The 16,719-nt window shown below is 67.9% G+C and carries 16 protein-coding genes; 2 read left to right on the top strand and 14 right to left on the bottom strand.

The annotated features are described in order from the left end of the window. The 5 genes from HOP12_08720 to HOP12_08700 form a co-directional block, all read right to left on the bottom strand. On the bottom strand, positions 1-880 hold an 880-nt coding region (locus tag HOP12_08720), incomplete at its 3' end, for a hypothetical protein (protein NOT34236.1). Positions 881-899: 19 nt separating this feature from the next. Beyond that, a complete protein-coding gene (locus tag HOP12_08715) occupies positions 900-1,670 on the bottom strand; it encodes a CpsD/CapB family tyrosine-protein kinase (protein NOT34235.1) in 771 nt (256 codons plus the stop codon). After that, positions 1,667-3,073: a hypothetical protein gene (locus tag HOP12_08710; protein NOT34234.1), complete on the bottom strand. Its 1,407-nt coding sequence runs from the start codon at positions 3,071-3,073 to the stop codon at positions 1,667-1,669. The genes HOP12_08715 and HOP12_08710 overlap by 4 nt, the downstream gene beginning before the upstream one ends. Continuing rightward, a complete protein-coding gene (locus HOP12_08705) occupies positions 3,070-3,843 on the bottom strand; it encodes a hypothetical protein (protein NOT34233.1) in 774 nt (257 codons plus the stop codon). Before HOP12_08705 ends, HOP12_08710 begins: the two co-directional genes overlap by 4 nt. A 338-nt stretch (positions 3,844-4,181) precedes the next feature. Continuing rightward, positions 4,182-4,979, bottom strand: a complete 798-nt coding sequence (locus HOP12_08700; protein NOT34232.1) for a DUF3108 domain-containing protein — start codon at positions 4,977-4,979, stop codon at positions 4,182-4,184. Between the two features lie 136 nt (positions 4,980-5,115). Here HOP12_08700 and HOP12_08695 point away from each other — a divergent pair, with 136 nt between their 5' ends. Further along, complete coding sequence (locus tag HOP12_08695; protein ID NOT34231.1) at positions 5,116-6,327, top strand: aminotransferase class I/II-fold pyridoxal phosphate-dependent enzyme; 1,212 nt, start codon at positions 5,116-5,118, stop codon at positions 6,325-6,327. Here HOP12_08695 and HOP12_08690 read toward each other — a convergent pair. From HOP12_08690 to HOP12_08670, 5 genes are read right to left on the bottom strand one after another with little or no spacing between them, the layout of a single operon-like run. Further along, on the bottom strand, positions 6,324-7,688 hold the full coding sequence (locus HOP12_08690) for a hypothetical protein (protein ID NOT34230.1): 1,365 nt from the start codon (positions 7,686-7,688) through the stop codon (positions 6,324-6,326). The two genes, HOP12_08695 and HOP12_08690, sit on opposite strands and share 4 nt — an antisense overlap. A gap of 13 nt (positions 7,689-7,701) precedes the next feature. After that, positions 7,702-8,469, bottom strand: a complete 768-nt coding sequence (locus tag HOP12_08685) for a hypothetical protein (GenBank protein NOT34229.1) — start codon at positions 8,467-8,469, stop codon at positions 7,702-7,704. Then, positions 8,466-9,755, bottom strand: a complete 1,290-nt coding sequence (locus HOP12_08680) for an insulinase family protein (protein NOT34228.1) — start codon at positions 9,753-9,755, stop codon at positions 8,466-8,468. The genes HOP12_08685 and HOP12_08680 overlap by 4 nt, the downstream gene beginning before the upstream one ends. Next, the gene (locus tag HOP12_08675; protein ID NOT34227.1) at positions 9,752-10,702 is read right to left on the bottom strand and encodes a hypothetical protein; all 951 of its coding nucleotides are present in this window, start codon (positions 10,700-10,702) and stop codon (positions 9,752-9,754) included. Before HOP12_08675 ends, HOP12_08680 begins: the two co-directional genes overlap by 4 nt. Beyond that, positions 10,689-11,531 (bottom strand): hypothetical protein, encoded by an 843-nt coding sequence (locus HOP12_08670; protein ID NOT34226.1) that lies wholly within the window; start codon positions 11,529-11,531, stop codon positions 10,689-10,691. The genes HOP12_08675 and HOP12_08670 overlap by 14 nt, the downstream gene beginning before the upstream one ends. 201 nt (positions 11,532-11,732) lie before the next feature. Here HOP12_08670 and HOP12_08665 point away from each other — a divergent pair, with 201 nt between their 5' ends. Further along, a complete protein-coding gene (locus HOP12_08665) occupies positions 11,733-12,548 on the top strand; it encodes a class I SAM-dependent methyltransferase (protein NOT34225.1) in 816 nt (271 codons plus the stop codon). A 70-nt stretch (positions 12,549-12,618) separates the two neighbouring features. Here the strand turns inward: HOP12_08665 and HOP12_08660 are convergent, their stop codons facing one another. The 4 genes from HOP12_08660 to HOP12_08645 form a co-directional block, all read right to left on the bottom strand. Next, positions 12,619-14,799: a polyribonucleotide nucleotidyltransferase gene (locus HOP12_08660; protein NOT34224.1), complete on the bottom strand. Its 2,181-nt coding sequence runs from the start codon at positions 14,797-14,799 to the stop codon at positions 12,619-12,621. Positions 14,800-15,006: 207 nt separating this feature from the next. Then, positions 15,007-15,276 (bottom strand): 30S ribosomal protein S15, encoded by a 270-nt coding sequence (gene rpsO, locus HOP12_08655; GenBank protein NOT34223.1) that lies wholly within the window; start codon positions 15,274-15,276, stop codon positions 15,007-15,009. A gap of 152 nt (positions 15,277-15,428) precedes the next feature. Then, a complete protein-coding gene (gene ribF, locus HOP12_08650; GenBank protein NOT34222.1) occupies positions 15,429-16,367 on the bottom strand; it encodes a riboflavin biosynthesis protein RibF in 939 nt (312 codons plus the stop codon). Beyond that, a partial coding sequence (locus HOP12_08645; GenBank protein ID NOT34221.1) for a hypothetical protein occupies positions 16,364-16,719 on the bottom strand: 356 nt, incomplete at its 5' end. The genes ribF and HOP12_08645, both read right to left, overlap by 4 nt.

The raw sequence follows: 16,719 nt of genomic DNA, 5'->3' as shown, positions 1-16,719 counted from the left end.
CGCCGCCGAGCGCAGCGCGCAGTCGCCGGCGCAACGAGGCGCGCCGCGCGAGCGCACGAACCCGCGCAAGCGGATCCGCGAAGCGTCCCAGTCCCGCCGCCTCGGTCACCGCCTGCCAGACCGCCACCCAGCCGCGTGCCGCGTCGCGCCACAGCTCGTCAATCGCGCGTGGAGCGTTCGGAGTTCCGATACGCCACGCGATCGCCTCCGCCCACAATCGCTCGAGTGCCGGAACATCCGCTCCCGAGAGTCGGGGATCGTCTCGAAGCCGCGCGCGTGCCCGCTCGACCCGGACCGACAGCTCGAACGGCAACTCGTCGGCGAGCAGCGTGATCGAGGTCGCAAGCTCGGTCGCGACCTTGAGTACCCGGTGGCGGGCATGCGTCGCGTCGGTGCGCACTTCCTCGCGCGCGGCGAGCAGTTCGAAGGAGCGATTCTCGAGCAGCAGCAGCCGCTCCTCGTGCGAAATGTCGCGCGGCCGCCACGCCGGGATGCGACTCAGCACGCGCACGTCACCGCGCACCACCACTCCCAGCTCTCGCAGTTCGAGTGTGCCCGGCCGGGCCGGCAGTGCGGCGAGCGAACCCGGAGTCACGAAGCTCAGCTCGAGCGGCGCACCGAAACCGAGGCCGCTCATGACGCTTCGAATCGGGAGTTGGCGGGCTCTCCAGCGCGCCAGCACACGCGCTCGCGAGCGTTCGTCCGCGGCCACCCACCAGGCATCGACATCCGAGAGCGACCTCCCCGTTTCATCGCGCACCGCTTCGCCACGCGCGAAGCTCCCGCCGATCAGGAATGCGAGCGGCGCTTCATCGAGAAGCTCGGCGAGGCGGTCGGCCATGACCGCGATCGAGTTCGGATTCGGGAGGTGTCGGCTCACCGCAGCGGGCGGCGCGCCGTCAGATGCGGCGGTAGATGAAGGCGGGGATCTCGAGCCGACGCCGGTTGAGCACCGTCCCGAGCAGGCGTGCGCCGGTCTTGCGCAGCAGGTCCTGTGATCGGGCGATGACCGGACGCTTGGCGCTACCGGCCTGCACGACGAGAACCGCACCGTCGGCGAGCGCAGCGAGATCTACGGCTTCGGGGGATTCGAGCACCGGTGGGCAGTCGAGCAGGATCCAGTCGGCGCGCGGCGCGAGCGATTCGATCAGCGCCTCGGCCCAGTCGGACGGCACGTAGCCGGCCGCCCGGTGTTCGGCATCCATCGGAACCAGCGCAAGCGAGCCCTCGCTCGAGAGCGGAGCGCGAGACTCCGAATCCGAACCGAACAATCGCGTCTCGAGCATCGGCCGGCGAGCGTGGAGGTCGACGAGGATCACGCGCTGCCGACCCTCGGTCGCGATCAGGGTTGCAAAGTCCGCGGCGACCGAGGAAGTCCCCTCCCCGGGCTGCGAGCACGTGAATGCCACCACCCGGGGCGACCGATCGGTGAGCGCCGCTTCGAGATGGATCCGAAGCGGGGCGACCTCGCGCACCAACCCGTCGTCGAGGCGTCGCACCGGAACACTGATCGGTCGTGGAAGCGCGCCGATCACGCGGGCGCTTCGCGCCGGCGCTGCAGCGCTGCGAGCGGCGCTCGTCGCCGGACGCGGAGGCTCCGGAGTGACCGCCGGCGCCGTTGCCGGCGAGAGATGCGTGGCCTTTCGCAGCGCTTCGAAGATGCGGCTCACGAGGCGACCGCCTGTCGCGCCGAGTGGCTGCCCGTCCCTCGCCGCCGTCGCCGCTCGGTGACCGAGGCGAGCACCGGAAGCTGCAACGTGGATTCGAGGTCGCCCGGGGTACGGACGCGCGGATCGAGCCCATCGGCGAAGAACGCGAGTCCGATTCCGACCAACAGACTGAAGGCGGGAGCGAGCGCGAGCCGGACGTAGTCACGCGCGTTCGTCGGGCGCGCGGGTCCCGGCGGGTGCAGCACCAGCACGTTGATCATCGGTGTGGTCTGCTCGGTGATCCGCGCCTGATCGCTGCGGTTCACGAGGTCGCGATAGCGATCCTTCAGCACGCCGACCTCACGATCGATCTCCGACAGCGTCATCTCCTTGCTCGGCATGCTCGCCAGCGACGTCTCGACACGAGCAATCTCGTCGTCCAGTGGCTTGAGTCGCGACTCCACCGAGCGCACCTGACCGCGGCTGACTTCGACACGCGACTGGACCTCGCGCTGGAGGAAGCCCCTCAACGTCTCGAGCGTCGCGACCCCGTTGACGATTTCAGGCGAGTCCTCACGATACCGTTCGCGCAACTGTGCGAGTCGCGTTTCCTGACCGAGCACTCGGAGCTTGAGGTCGACCAGGACCTGCTCGTTGGCGCCCTGGCCCATGGTCGGCGAATCGAGATCGGGTTGCGATGCGAACTTCTCGATCTGTTCGAGATTGCTTCGCGCGGAGCGCAGATCCGCGTCGATCTCGGTGCGGCGTTGCCGCATCGAGAGCAGCGAACTGACGAGATTGCGAGTCTGATCCTCGATCGCATAGGCATCGCTGCCGCGCGCGAAGTTGCGGCGCAGGGTCTCGTAGCGGTCGAGATCCTCGGTGACCTTCTTGACCTCGGCGTCGAAGAATTCCTTCGGATAGGCGAGGTTGAGGGTCTTGAGCCGATGTTCGACATAGGCGGTGACGACCGCGTTGCACGCGCGTTCGGCGATCTTGGGATCGGAATGCACGTAGCCGATCAGGATGACGTTGCTCTCGCCCTTCACCTCGGCGCCGACGCTGCCGGAGCCCAGATCGATGCGGGGCAGTCCCTCCGAGGCCTGCTGATCGAGCAACTGCTGTGCTCGCATCTGGACCGGGGCGCTGCGCACCACCTCGATCTCGCTCGCCAGCTCTTCCTCCCAGCCCGACATGCGGCGATTCGGCTGGAGCAGGCTCTCCTGTTCGCCGCGCTTGATGAGGACCTCACCGAACGACTGGTACGAGGTGCGGGTCGTGAAAGCGACCGACAACACGGTCACGCTCGCGACCACGAACAGTCCGATGATGATCCACTTGCGGCGGAACACGACCGCGAGGAACTCGCGCGCGGTGGCGCTGCGAGCGACCCCGGCAGCCGGCAATGAAGTCTGCGCGTTCAATTGCTGGTCTCCACCCGCACGATGTTCGGATACAGGCGGTCGATATGGAACAGCTCCCAGCCGGTGAGGGCCGTGGTCAGCAGCGCCGCCTGCTCGCCGAAGAACTGCTTGACGAAGATGTTGATGTTGCCGATCGAGGAACGCGGCACGTACACGATGTCGAATCGCGACAGCATGGGGTCGGCGTTGAAATCGCCGCGCCGCATCGCCGAGTCGAACTTGAGACGCGCGACGCGGACGGTCGAAGCTCCGTCTCGGCGCATGACCAGAATGCTGTTGCGGGCCGCGTCATCCTCGAAGCCGCCGGCGCCCGTGATCGCCTGAAGCACCGTCATGAACGGGGTGACCGGCAGCGAGCCGGCGCGTTTCACGCGCCCCAGCACGTGCACGAGGTTGCCCGCCAGCTCGGTGACCTCGACGGTGACTCGCGGCTGCTTGAGTTCGGCCGACAACAGGTCGCGAAGCGAGGCTTCGAGTTCGCGCGGCGAACGTCCGGCGGCCACCACGTCGCCGACCGGATAGACCGAAATGCGCCCGTCGGGTCGCACGCGCAGCAACCGCGTCTTGTCGGTGTAGACCAGTTCGGTCGGACCGAAATTGAGCGTGAGGATGTCGCCGGGCACGATTCGATACTCGGGCGCGCGGCTCCAATCGGTCCCGGCGGTATCGGCCGGCGGATCCGGAAGTACCGCCCACGACGGCGCGGCACCGAGCAGCAACGTAAGCGACAACAGCAGCGCGAATGCACGCGGGGATCGAATCGCGGTCAATGCAACTCCGTGCGTGGATGGCCTGATGGCATCTCGCGCCGGTACCGCGCCCCGGGGGAGGGCCGATGCGCCGGTCGCGTCGGGGCTGACGACGGGGTCACTCCCCCGGTTCGTTCCCCACCAGTAGGGTCAGAATGCTCATAGACCCCACCGAAGCAGTACCAAGATGCGTGTAGGCCGTCCTCCGCCCGCGATCGACAGGTCGCCGCAACTCATGGCGACGAAGCGGGTTGAAGTATAGGCAGGCGGTCGGAAGGCTGTCAACGCTCACGATTCGATGGGTCCTGCCCATCCCAGGACCGCAATCCCCATGCCCGCATGGGGCCAGGGTCCGCGACTCAGGCGCCGGTTCGCATGTCCACGAGCACCACGCTGATCGATCCGACCGTGACCTTGCTGCGCATCAGGACCGGCATGCGCCGCTCGTCATCGGTGATCCAGATCACGAGTCGTCCCTTGTTCTTGAAGATGCCGCCGGCCTTGAGCAGCGGTTCGATCGCGATGCAATCGAACTCGCCCGCCGGCGTCTTGACCCGCTCGCGCCCGATGACTCTCACCTCCATCGGCACGCTCTTACGGCTTGCGTGGTAGTCGAAGAACAGGCTCCCGCCGAGCGGCAGTGGCTGGGTGCGCGTGTAGTAGAACGAGGACAGCGCGTCCTGGACTTCGGGAGGGATCGGGAAGGTCTGTCCGTCCTGGTAGACCGCCTGTTGCTTTGCGTAGTCGAACGCAATCGCATTGCTGGCGCGATGACCGCCCTCGCGACGCTGCTCCGAGTAGCGATAGCTGAAGTGTCCGGTCGAATCCCACACCGACTCGATGCGATTGCGCACCTTGTAGAAGCGGCTGAAAAAGCCGTTCGACTCGGCGCGCGCAACCAGCTGAAACGCCGGCCGGCCGGCCTGATCGCGAATCGACGGCACCTCGAGCCACGCCGTGCCGGCCTTGATGAAGCCGTACTGGACCGAGAACTTGAGCGACTCGCCGACGCGAAACGGAGTGGGAACCGCCGGCAGGACTTCGCCGGTGCCCGGAAGCGAACCGGGGCGCGGAAGTTCGGCGTCGGAGGAGTCGGCGTCGGAGTCCGCCGCTCGCGAAGTCGGCGGGACCATGACCAGGGCGAGGATGAGCAGCACCCGCAACACCGCCGAAGGGGTGCGCCGGTGCCCGGCTGGCCGACGAGCCGGAACCTCCCTAGAATGCGTGGCGCGATCCATTACTTGAGACCTTCGCAAGAGCGGTGCCGTGCGGCCGACACGATCGAAAGGGACCATGTCATCGAGCCAATCGCCTGTCAAACCGAAGCTTGAGCCGGCTGCACGTTTTCAGAACCTGCCCCCCTATGCGCTCGCTACGGTGCTGCAAGCCCGCGACGAGAAGCTGAAAGCGGGCGTCGATGTCATCGATTTGGGCGTTGGCAATCCCGACGTGCGCCCGCCGCAGATCGCAATCGAGGCACTCGAGACCGCGTTGAGGGACCCGATGGTCCAGAACCATCGCTATCCTTCCTTCAACGGGCTGCCCGAGTTTCGCGCCGCCGTCGCACGTTACTACGACCGGCGCTTCGGCGTGCGAGTCGACCCGGCGAGCGAGGCGATGGCGCTGATCGGTTCGAAGGAGGGGATCTCCAAGTTCCTGCTCGCCCACGTCAATCCCGATGACACCGTGCTGCTCTGCACGCCGTGCTATCCCGCGTATCTCGGCCAGGCCGCGATTCTGCAGGCGCGCGTCGTCGAGGTGCCATTGCAGGCGAAACTCGGCTGGCGACCGGATCTCGCTTCGATCGCGGTCGAAGATGCGAAGCGCGCCAAGCTGATCGCGATCAATTATCCGAACAATCCGACCGCCGGGACAGAGACGGAGTCGCTCTACCGCGACGTGCTGAAGTTCGCTCGCGACTACGACCTGTTCGTGATCTCGGACATCGCCTACGCGGACCTGTCCCTCGATCCCTCGTACCGCGCTCGCTCGTTCCTCGAGTTCGATCGCGACAAGGAACGCACGGTCGAGTTCCACTCGTTCTCGAAGTCCTACTCGATGCAGGGCTGGCGGGTCGGCATGGCGGTCGGGCACCCCGAGGCTCTCGCCCGCATGGCGCGCCTCAAATCGAACATGGACTACGGCGTGTTCATGGCGATCCAGCGTGCGGCGATCGCGGTGCTCGATCATGGCGACGCCTATACGATCGAGGTCTCGGAGATGTATCGCAAGCGCCGGGACGCGTTCCTCGAGTCGATCCGCCCGCTCGGCTACCCGGTCGAAACGCCCCGCGCCACGATCTACGTGTGGCTGCCGATTGCGCGCTCGAGCGCGAACGCGGTCGCATTCGCGGCGGAGGTGCTCGAGAAGACCGGCGTCGTGCTCACGCCCGGGACCGGCTTCGGAAAGTCGGGCGAGGGCTACGTTCGCATTTCCCTGTGCGAGACCGAGGAGCGCCTGCGGGAAGCGGGCAGCCGACTCGCGACGGCGAAGCTCAGCTACTAGCGCGATCGGCGCGCATTCCACGACGCGCCGCCGTATACGGCGACAACGACCAGCGCGATGGGAAGGAACGGCAACGCGAACTTGCCGTTGTCTGAGATCTCTCCGATCGCTGCGACCAGGGTGCCGGCCACCACCAGGCAAGCGAGCAAAGGCAACTGCGCTGCCGGGTCCACGCGGCGGCGCAGTCCCGGGAACAGCAGCGCGAGCGAGCAGGCCAGGAATGCCGCATTGAGGCTGAGCTCGAACAGGCGGGCCGATCGCGTCACCGCGCGAAGCAGCGGCAGCGCGGCCGACGAGTGAACGTACGCCTCCTTGAGGTACATCGGACGCGACCACGAGTACGCCCATCCCTTCGCCACACTGCGGAGGTAATACCCGGGATCGGCACGCAACACCACGACCGACATCGTCTGGACCTCCTGCGCGGTACGTGCGTAAGAAAGCCCCGTCGCCCGCTGCATCTCCGGGATCGCGGCCCAGATCGTATTGATGTGCGAGCCGGTTTCGGCTCTGACCGCGAGTCGGTGCTTCAGGTAGATATCGCGCAACGTGGCGAAGCGATCCGGCGCCAGCTCCATGCGTCCGCCGACGTGCTGGCTTAGCCGGAAACCCGTCATCGTCGAAGGTCCGAACTCGCCGTAGGCGCGCCATTGCCAGGCGCACCATGAGCCCACCAGCAGCAACGCCGGAACCACGAAGGCGACCGCCAGGGAACCACCCGCTCGCCGAACGGGCCCCGCCGGAGCGGGCAGCGTCCATGCCATCGCGATCAGGGCGAGCGGGATCAGAAAGATCAGAAACGTCTTGTTGAGCGCAGCCGTCGAAAGCACCACCGACAACGCGACGGCTCGTCTGGCGGTCGGCCGTTCGCGCAGCATGCAGAGCAGCAGCGCCGCCAGCGTCACCTGAAAGCACGCCAGCGACTCCGTCACGAGAATCGCCTCGAACGCCAGGAAGTCCGGAAGCAGCGCCTGAGTCACTCCCGCGAGGGTTGCGATCCGAACGCTGCACGTGCCACGCCAGACCATCACACTCACGAGCCACGCGGTCGCCGCTCCCAACAGTCCTTGCACCGCCTGCACCAGCAATGGCCGCAGGCCGAGCATCAGCAGGAACAGCGGATAGACGGGCGGGCGACCGCCGTCGTCTTCGTGCAGGCGGCCGGTCGCGATGCGCTCGGCGACTTTCAGGTACGTGAACGCATCGCCCTCGATCACCGGGCCGTAGAGCATCCCCCACACCCATCGCGCGCCCAGCGCGACCCCGAGCACCAGGAGCGTGGTCGAGAGCGGCAGCAGCGCGCGTGCGACGTGCGGCGGCCCGGGGCCGGTGAGAGCGTTCGGCGTCAACGAAAGCCGCACGGCTCGAACGCGCTCACGACGGCGTGGCCTCGCCGTCGGGGTCGCTCGCCACCGACTCCGAGAGCCCGAAGCCGAACAGCGCGAGACAGAACGTTCCGAAGCACTTCGTGCCTTCCTCCAACGTGCCGAGCCACTGCCGTGTCGCCTCGCCCAGCGTGTCCCAGGGCGCGAGATCGGAGAGTTGCGAGATCAGGAGACACACGATCGCGCGCGTCCCCGGCAGCAGCACGTGCAAATGCGCGAGCAGTCGACGTCTCGCCAGCCATGCGCCGAGGATCGCGGTCACCGCATAGGCACCGAAGATGTAGAGGTCACGATCCAGCATCCCGAACAGCTCGGGCACGCCGAGCCGGCCGAGCACGCGCGCTCCTGAATCGTGGAGCTGCACGGTTTCGTCGAATGCCAGAAATACGCCGATCAGAGCACCGAGGAGCCACGCCGCCGGTTCGAGCCCGCGCACCCGGGCGCGGCGGAGCCGCCGCCACACCAGGAACGGCGACCACGCGTAGATCAGCAGGCAGAACCCGCTCAGCAGCGTGAGCAGTCCGGCGTAGCGACGGCCGCCGTCACGGAAGTCGAGGAAGTAGTAGATCCCGCGCCCCCGATACGCGGCGCCGCCGAGCACCGCGAGCACCACGCCCATCGTGAGCCCGTCCCCCGCACCGTGTCGCCGCCATCCCTCCCGGTAGCCGGTACGCAGCCGTCGCGCCACCTCACGCCACTTGGAGACTCGCCCCTCACCGGGACGAAAGCTGCTTGCGAGCGGCGGGCGAGCGGTCACGAGCTCTCGACTCGCGCGGCGATCGGCCAGTCGCTCGCACCGAGTTCGCCATGCGTCGCGGGCCCCAGCGCGGTGAGCGCCCAGCTCTCGGGAATCAGGTAGCGGCGCGCGACGTCGCGCACCTGTTCGAACGTGACGGCGAGCACGCGTTCGACCAGCTCATCGGTCGGCGTATAGCGTCCGCGCAGGATTTCTTCACCTGCGAGATGGAACATGCGCGACGAAACGCTTTCGTGATCGAGCAAGATGCTGCCGCGGATCTGACTCTTCGCGGCCTCGAATTCAGCGAACTCGGGTCCGGCCTCGGCCAGCTTCGAAAGCTCGGTGCGCACACGCGCCAGCGCCTCGCGTCCGCGCGCGGGCGAAACCCCCATGTGCACGCCGAGGGCGCCACAGTCGCGATGGAACTCGAGCGCCGAATAGACTGAATAGGCGAGCCCCGCCTCCTCGCGCACGCTCTGGAACAGCCGAGAACTCATGCCGCCGCCGAACAGCGTGTTCAGCACCACCAGTGGATCGCGATCAGGGTGATCGTCGGGCACCCCGCGGGTCGACAACACCACATAGAGCTGCTGAACGTCCTCGATCGCGTGGCGCGCCGCGGGTATGAACGGTGGAGGCACCCGGGACAACGCCAGCGCATCGCCGCCCGGAGGGGCGAAGTGCTGCTCGACCAGTGCGCACAGTCTGTCGTGGTCGAGTCCTCCGGCGCCCGAAATCACGAGCTGATCGGCGCGATAGCGTCGTGCGTGAAACGTCACGAGGTCTTCGCGCGTGAGCGCCCGCACCGTCTCGGCGCTGCCGAGGATCGGGCGGCCCAGTCCGTGCTCGCCCCACAGGTGGCGGGCGTGCTGGTCCTGAACGCGCTCTTCGGGATTGTCGTCATAGGCGAGGATCTCCTCGCACACCACCGACTTCTCGCGCTCGATGTCGTTCGGAGCGAATCGCGAACGGCTCAGGATGTCGGCGACCACGTCGACCACCTCGGGCAGATGATCGCCCAGCGCTCTCGCGTAATAGCAGACCTGCTCGCGCGCCGTGAACGCATCCAGGTGACCGCCGAGCGACTCGAGGCTGTGCGCGATCGCGCGCGCGTCGCGTCGCTCGGTGCCCTTGAACATCATGTGTTCGACAAAGTGGGTGATGCCGAGCCGCTCGGACGGCTCGTCCCGGGCACCGCTACGGACGAACGCCCCGAATGCGATCGAGCGCCGGTCCGGCATCGGCTCGCTGAGCACCGTCATGCCGCTCGGCAGGACGGTCTTTTGGAACTGCAAGTCGCTCATGCGCGGGTCCCCGGGGCGGCAGTCGCATCGGTGCGGACGTCGGGGGTCGACGCCAGCGCCTCGATCCAGCCGAGTGCGCGGGCGAAGGTCTCGCGCTGGCGCGGCATCTCGAGGAAACCGTGCACGGTACCCGGCCACACCTCGATCTCGAAACGCGCACGCTCCGAGGGACGCAGGCGCGGGAACACCGAGCGCTCCGCGACCCGGAACGATTCGTACTCTGCGTCCTCGGACCCGTACAGGAACAGCGCGCGTGCCCGCGAGCGCACCAACGCCCGGAAGTGCTCGAGGAAGCTCGACGCGAGCGGCAGCGCATCCTCGTCGTGCCCCCCGCGCAGGCTGTTGCCGGTCACCCGGCCGAGCACCCGTGACATGTAGCTCCAGCGCTCGCGGCGTGCGAGCGAGCGCCAGTTCTCGGGGTTGCGAAGCGCGCGAGCGAGATGTCGCCAGTCCTTCTGGTCGGCGTGAACGAGCGTCATGGTCTTGAGCTCCATGACGGGAGCGGCCATGAACACCAGCCCGTCGATCGCGTCGCCCTCGTCCATGAACGCGGACAGCGCGGTTCGAGCGTCGAAGCAGGTGCCGCACACTACGAAGCGGCGCTGTCCGAAGTGCTCGCGCAGGAATCGAATCACCGCCACCGCGTCCTCGCGGTAGGGGCGATTGGGATCCAGGTACGAGGCGTCCCCGCCACTATCGCCACATCCGTGGTAGTCGAATCGAAACGCGTGGAGTCCGCGCGCGGCGAGGCGCCGCGCACCTTCGACCCACATGCGATTGCGGTGTGAGCGCGGGCGCGTGAACAGGATCGCGCAGCGGCCGGCCGGTGGCACGGTCGGATCCGGCGGGGTCAGGATTCCAAACAGCTCGCCGCGCGGCGTCGGCACCACCACGGCACGCTCGGCGCGGGCACGTTCGATCTGCTCGGGGGTTTCAATCCAGGGCATCGACCCACTCCCGGGTCGCGGCAACCAGCGCCGGACTCTCCCACGCCGGATTTTGCGTGAAGTGCCAGCCGAGATCCTCGCGCACCACGTGGCTCTGCACCCGGGCGCCGCGCGCCTGAACGGCCTCCAGCAGCGCAGCGTGGTCCGGCGTCAGCCGCGCGCGCGACTGGATCTGCACCAGCAGCGTGGGTCCCGACCAGGTCGCGAGCGTCTCTCCGAGCGAGCGATCGGCCAGCGACTCGAACACCGCCGGATGCAGGTAGTAGCCGTGCACGTCGACGGCCGTGCCGGCAGCGACCCGCGCGAGCAGCTCGTCGACCGAGTGCTCCGGCTTCTTCCCCGCCGCGACCTGAGAGAACAGCAATCCGCGCAGCATCGCTCGAAAGTACTCGGGACCGCGATGAAGCGGCTCCCACATCGCGAGCCCCACGGCGTCGTCGCGGCGCGCTGGCCGCCGCCGCCGCACTCGCGCGCCGAAACGCACTCCGAGCCACACCACGTGCTTCGCTCCCGAGCGCCGGCGCGCTTCGTCGGCTGCGGCGTTCGCGTCGCGGGTCAGCGTCTCGATCGTGACATCCGCGAAATTGCCGGCGGAGTCACCGTGACCGCGAGCGTGGAAGCGCAGCACCGGCACGCCGGCGGCCGCCAGCGCGCGCGCGTTCAGTACCTCGGCGCGATAGGTGCTGATCTGCTCGACGCCGAGCCCGTGCACGTGCACCACGACCGGGCGGTCGCGCGCCTCGGCCGGCGCATGGTAGACGCCATAGAGCGGAAGTCCCTCCGATTCGAAGGACAGCGGGGACTCGGAAGCCACGGTCGGAGCGAGCAAGCGCAGCGCCTCGGGTGGGAAGGAGCGCAGACGGGGCCCCGCGGCGGCGCGGGCGCGCACGAGGTGCGAACGATGCTACAAGTCGCCTTTGCGCAGGGTCAATCGAACGGTTCCGACGCGCCGCTCGAGTGCGCTACCATGATTGCCCTCGCGCGCGTCGCTTCGCGCACCTTCACCCTCTCTCGAACGAGCTCCTCCCCCATGTCCGACGAGACGCGCTACGAGTTCGGCGCCAACTGGCAAAGCTACGTGAAGCACGCGCTCAATGAGCAGCGCGTCGCCCACGCCGTCACCTCGATGCGTGAATTCCTCGGAGTCGAGACGCTGCGCGGACGCCGCGTGCTCGACATCGGATGCGGCTCGGGTCTGTTCTCGCTCGCGGCTCACCTGCTCGAGGCCGAGCACGTGGAATCGTTCGACTACGACGCGAACTCGGTCGCCGCCACGCGGTCGCTCCAGTGCGCGCACGGCGTCGCCGACGAGCGCTGGACGGTGCGCCAGGGTTCGGTGCTCGACGCGGCATTCATGGCGACGGTGCAGCCGGCCGACGTGGTCTACTCGTGGGGGGTCCTCCACCACACCGGTCACATGTGGGAGGCGATCGACGCGGCGGCGACGCGGGTGCTTCCCGGCGGGCGCTTTGCGATCTCGATCTACAACAAAGTCGAGCGCTTCCCCGACAGCTCGCGCATGTGGTGGCACCTGAAGCGAACCTACACGCGTGGCCCCGCCGTGGTGCGGCGCTTGATGGAAGCCGGCTACGTCGCGAACTTCGTGCTCACGCGCCTCGTCACATTGCGAAATCCGATCTCGCCGTTTCTCGATCGCGAGGGCGCCGGCCGCCGCGGCATGGAGTTCATGCACGACGTCCGCGACTGGCTCGGTGGATTCCCGTACGAATATGCGACCTCGGGAGAGATCTTCCAGCACGTGCACTCGCGCGCCGGCTTCGAACTCGAGCGACTGGTCAACTGGGAGGGCAACGCCTGCAACGAGCTGTTGTTCCGCCGCCCCTGAGGCGCCTCCCGCAACGGAAAAGGCGCGCCCCTGGGCGGGGCGCGCCTCCGTTACTCGAAGCGATTCGAGACTAGCGACGACGTCCGCGATCGCGTCCACGGTCCCGGTCGCGATCTCCGCCGCCACCGTAACCGCTGCCTGAGCTCGACGCAGCGCCGGCCGGCACGCCACCCTCGGGCTCCGGCAGGAGCGCCTTGCGGGAGAGCTTGATCTTGCCCTCCTTGTCGACGCCGATCACCTTGACCATCACCATGTCGCCCACGTTGAGGACGTCCTCGGTACGCGCCAGGCGGTGGTGCTCGATCTCGGAGATGTGCAGCAGTCCGTCGCGGCCCGGAACGATCTCGACGAACGCTCCGAACGTGACCACGCTGCGAACCTTGCCCTGGTAGACCGCTCCCACTTCGGGATCCTGCGCGATGCCACGGATCAGTTCCTCGGCACGGCGTCCGCCCTCGAGGTTGACCGCGGCGATGCGCACCTCACCCGAGTCGTCGATGTCGATCTGGGCGCCGGTTTCTTCGGTGATCTTCTTGATCACCTTGCCGCCGGGTCCGATGACTTCGCGGATCTTGTCGGGGTGGATGTTGATGATCGTGATGCGCGGTGCGAACGGCGACATCTCGGTGCGCGGAGCGGCCAGCGCCGCGTCCATGATGCCGAGGATGTGAAGCCGGCCCTTGCGGGCCCGCTCGAGCGCGTCCGCCATGACCTGGCGTGAGACGCCGCCGATCTTGGTGTCCATCTGGAACGCGGTGATGCCGTCACGCGTGCCGCACACCTTGAAGTCCATGTCGCCGAGATGATCCTCGACGCCGAGGATGTCGGTCAGCACTTCGACCGCGTCGCCTTCCTTGATGAGACCCATCGCGATGCCCGCGACCGGTGCCTTGATCGGCACGCCCGCGTCCATCAGGGCCATCGAGGAGCCGCACACCGTAGCCATCGACGACGAGCCGTTCGACTCGAGGATGTCGCTGACCAGCCGAATCGTGTAGGGGAAGCTGGTGTCGGCCGGGATCACCGGCTCGATCGCGCGCTCGGCGAGCGCACCATGACCGATCTCGCGCCGGCCCGGACCGCGGATCGGACGCACTTCACCGACCGAGAACGGCGGGAAGTTGTAGTGCAGCATGTACGACTTCCACGACTGTCCTTCGAGCTCCTCGACCCGCTGCTCGTCGCTCTTGGTGCCGAGTGTGGCGACCGCGAGCGCCTGCGTCTCGCCGCGCGTGAACAGGCATGAGCCGTGGGTGCGCGGGAGCACGCCCACCTCGACCGTCACCGGGCGGATCTGATCCGGACCGCGGCCGTCGGCGCGCAGCTTGTCGTTCAGCACCGTGCGGCGAAGTTCGTCGCGCTCGATCTCGTGCAGCAGCTTGCCGATGAACGGCGCCAGCTCGCCGAAACGCTCGGCGTGTGCGCCGACCGCCTCCTTCGTGAGGCGATCCACTTCTTCCTGGCGCTGCTCCTTGCCCGGAATCCGAATCGCGTCGCGCAGTCGCGAACGGTAGGCCTCGAGAGCCTGCTTCATTTCGCCGAGGTCCGGACCGGCGAGCAGCGGACGCTTGCCCTTGCCCGAACGTCCGATCAGCTCGCGCTGGATCTCGACCAGGCGACGGATGTGCGTCATCGCGAAGTCGAGCGCGTCGAGCAGCTCGGTCTCGCTGATCTCGCGCGTGCCGCCTTCGACCATGATGATGTCGGTCGCGGTGCCGGCGACGATCACGTCCATGTCGCTCTCTTCGAGCTGCGACACGGTCGGATTGACGACCAGCTCACCGTTGATGCGCGCAACCCGCACGCCGCCGATCGGCTCCGGAAACGGAATGTCCGACAGGCACATCGCCGCTGAGGCACCCACCAGCGCCAGCACATCGGCATCATTTTCCTGATCCGACGAGATCACCGTCGCCATGATCTGGGTCTCGTAGGGGAACTGCTTCTCGAACAGCGGTCGGATCGGACGATCGATCAGCCGCGAGCTCAAGACTTCCTTTTCGGTCGGTCGGCCTTCACGCTTGAAGAAGCCGCCCGGAATGCGACCCGCAGCGTACGTACGCTCGCGATAGTCGACGGTCAGCGGCACGAAGTCGCGACCGAGCGTCGGCGACTTGGCGGCGCTCGCCGCCACCAGCACATATGTTCCGCCGAACTGCACGAGGGCGGAGCCGCCCGCGAGTTTGGCCATCTTGCCGGTGCTGATGATCAGCTCCCGGCCGCCCAGGTCGAGCGTTACCTTCTGTTCCATCTTGGGGTTTCTTCCTTTTGGCCTGCAGGGCACGGCACGCGCCGACCCCGTGAGCACTCGATGGCCACACGTCCGGCCGATCCAGTGGGCGGGAGTCACCCCTCCCGCGAGGGTGTTGGACGCGGCACCCGCCGGGGGTGCCCCGCGTCCGAGGAATGCGTCGAGCTTTGGAATGGCAGAGGCGCGTCGCGCCTCGCCGCTCACCGCTTAACGACGCAGTCCGAGATCCTTCACCACCTTGCGATAGCGATCGACCTTGGTGGCCTTGAGGTAGTCGAGCAAGCGACGACGCTGCCCGACCATGCGCAACAGTCCGCGCCGTGAGGCGTGGTCGCGCTTGTGGGTCTTGAAGTGCTCGGTGAGGTACTGGATCTTCTCGGTGAGGAGAGCGATCTGGACCTCGGGTGAACCCGAGTCCCCTTCGTGAATCTTGAACTTGCTGATGATCCCCTGCTTCTGCTCCTTGGAGAGCGTCACAGTGGGTACCTCCAGGGTTCGGAGTGGTGTGTCGGAGCCCAAGCCACCGGGTCAGCTCCCGGGTGGTCGAGCGTCAGGGCAACCGCCCATCGGTCGGTAGGACGGGGCAAGGTAACACGATGGGGGCCCCCGAACCAGCGTTCCGGGTCGCGCTAGACCCCGGCCTGCGGCGCACGAGCGAGCCGGGCCCGGCACTCCTCGACATCGGCCTGGATGGCGCCCGCGAGTGCGACAGGGCTCTCGAACTTGAGTTCGGGGCGCAGCCAGTCGACGAACGCAAGGCGCATCTCGCGCCCCGGCAGCTCGCCTTCGAAGTCGATCAGGTGCGCCTCGATCGTGCGACTCTTGCCGTCGAACGTCGGACGCACCCCGACGCTCACCGCGGCCGGACGCGTCACCGGCTCGTCGCCGATCCCGACCCGCGCGGCGTAGATCCCGTCACGCGGCAGCAACTTCTCCTCGTGAAGGCGCAGGTTCGCAGTCGGCCAGCCGATCGTGCGGCCGATCGCATCGCCACCCACCACGCGTCCTTCGAGCGCGTAGGTCCGCCCGAGCAGCGCGGGCAGCTCCGCGACCCGGCCCTCGGCGAGCAGCGCACGGATGCGCGTGCTGCTGACCGCGGCGCCACCGATCGCAACCAGCGGGACCGCCTCGACTTCGAAGTCGTGCGCGGCGCCGATCGCTTGCAGCCGCGGCACATCGCCGCTGCGCGCGCGCCCCAGCGCGAAACCGGCGCCGACCACGATCGCACGCGGCGCGTGCGGCACCACCAGGTGACGCTCGACGAACACCTCGGGCTCGAGTGCGGCGAGCTCGCGCGTGAACGCGATCAGGTCGAGGCGTGCGATGCCGAGTTCCGCGAGCCGGCGGCGCTTCTCGCCGATCGGGGTCAATGGGGCGGCGAGTCGGAACGCATCCCTGGCCAGCACCACGTCGGGGTGCGGGTCGAAGCTCACCACCACGACTTCGCAGCCAGCCGCATCGGCGCGCGCGCGCGCGCGCTCGAGAATCGCGCGATGTCCGAGGTGCAGCCCGTCGAACACGCCGATCGAAACGACGCGGCGCAGCGTCTCCGACCGCGGAACGCTCATCGCACCTCCGGCTCCGCGGTTCGCACCGGGTCCGCGGCATGCGCGCGCGAGGCGGCACCGCCACCGACCCGCACCGCCCACGGGAACACCACCTGCGGATGCGCCGTCACAGACCCGGATGCGGCCGGGTCGCACGTCAGCTCGCCGAGCGCAAGTGCGCGTCCGGCGGAGTCTCGAAACACCACCGAACGAGGCCCCGCGGCGAGCGGCGCTTCGCCCGGGTCGACCGCCGGACGGCCACCGACCCCGATCGCCGCGACCCCCGCCGCGTCGAGCGTCACCGCCGGCAGAACCACGAGCGCCTGATCGAGCGGTACGCCGCTGCGCGCGAGGACCTCCGCGACCGGGAGTT

This window comes from Candidatus Eisenbacteria bacterium, from assembly GCA_013140805.1.
In the GTDB taxonomy this organism is placed as follows: Bacteria; Eisenbacteria; RBG-16-71-46; order RBG-16-71-46; family RBG-16-71-46; genus JABFRW01.
Note: the sequence above shows the minus strand (reverse complement) of the source record. Positions and strands in the feature narration are given on the sequence as shown.

Bases quoted from the DNA above. Each gene is read 5' to 3' on its own strand.
- HOP12_08695 (NOT34231.1), top strand. From the start codon at position 5,116: ATGTCATCGAGCCAATCGCCTGTCAAACCGAAGCTTGAGCCGGCTGCA.
- HOP12_08680 (NOT34228.1), bottom strand. From the start codon at position 9,755: ATGAGCGACTTGCAGTTCCAAAAGACCGTCCTGCCGAGCGGCATGACG.
- HOP12_08675 (NOT34227.1), bottom strand. From the start codon at position 10,702: ATGCCCTGGATTGAAACCCCCGAGCAGATCGAACGTGCCCGCGCCGAG.
- HOP12_08665 (NOT34225.1), top strand. From the start codon at position 11,733: ATGTCCGACGAGACGCGCTACGAGTTCGGCGCCAACTGGCAAAGCTAC.
- HOP12_08660 (NOT34224.1), bottom strand. From the start codon at position 14,799: ATGGAACAGAAGGTAACGCTCGACCTGGGCGGCCGGGAGCTGATCATC.
- ribF (NOT34222.1), bottom strand. From the start codon at position 16,367: ATGAGCGTTCCGCGGTCGGAGACGCTGCGCCGCGTCGTTTCGATCGGC.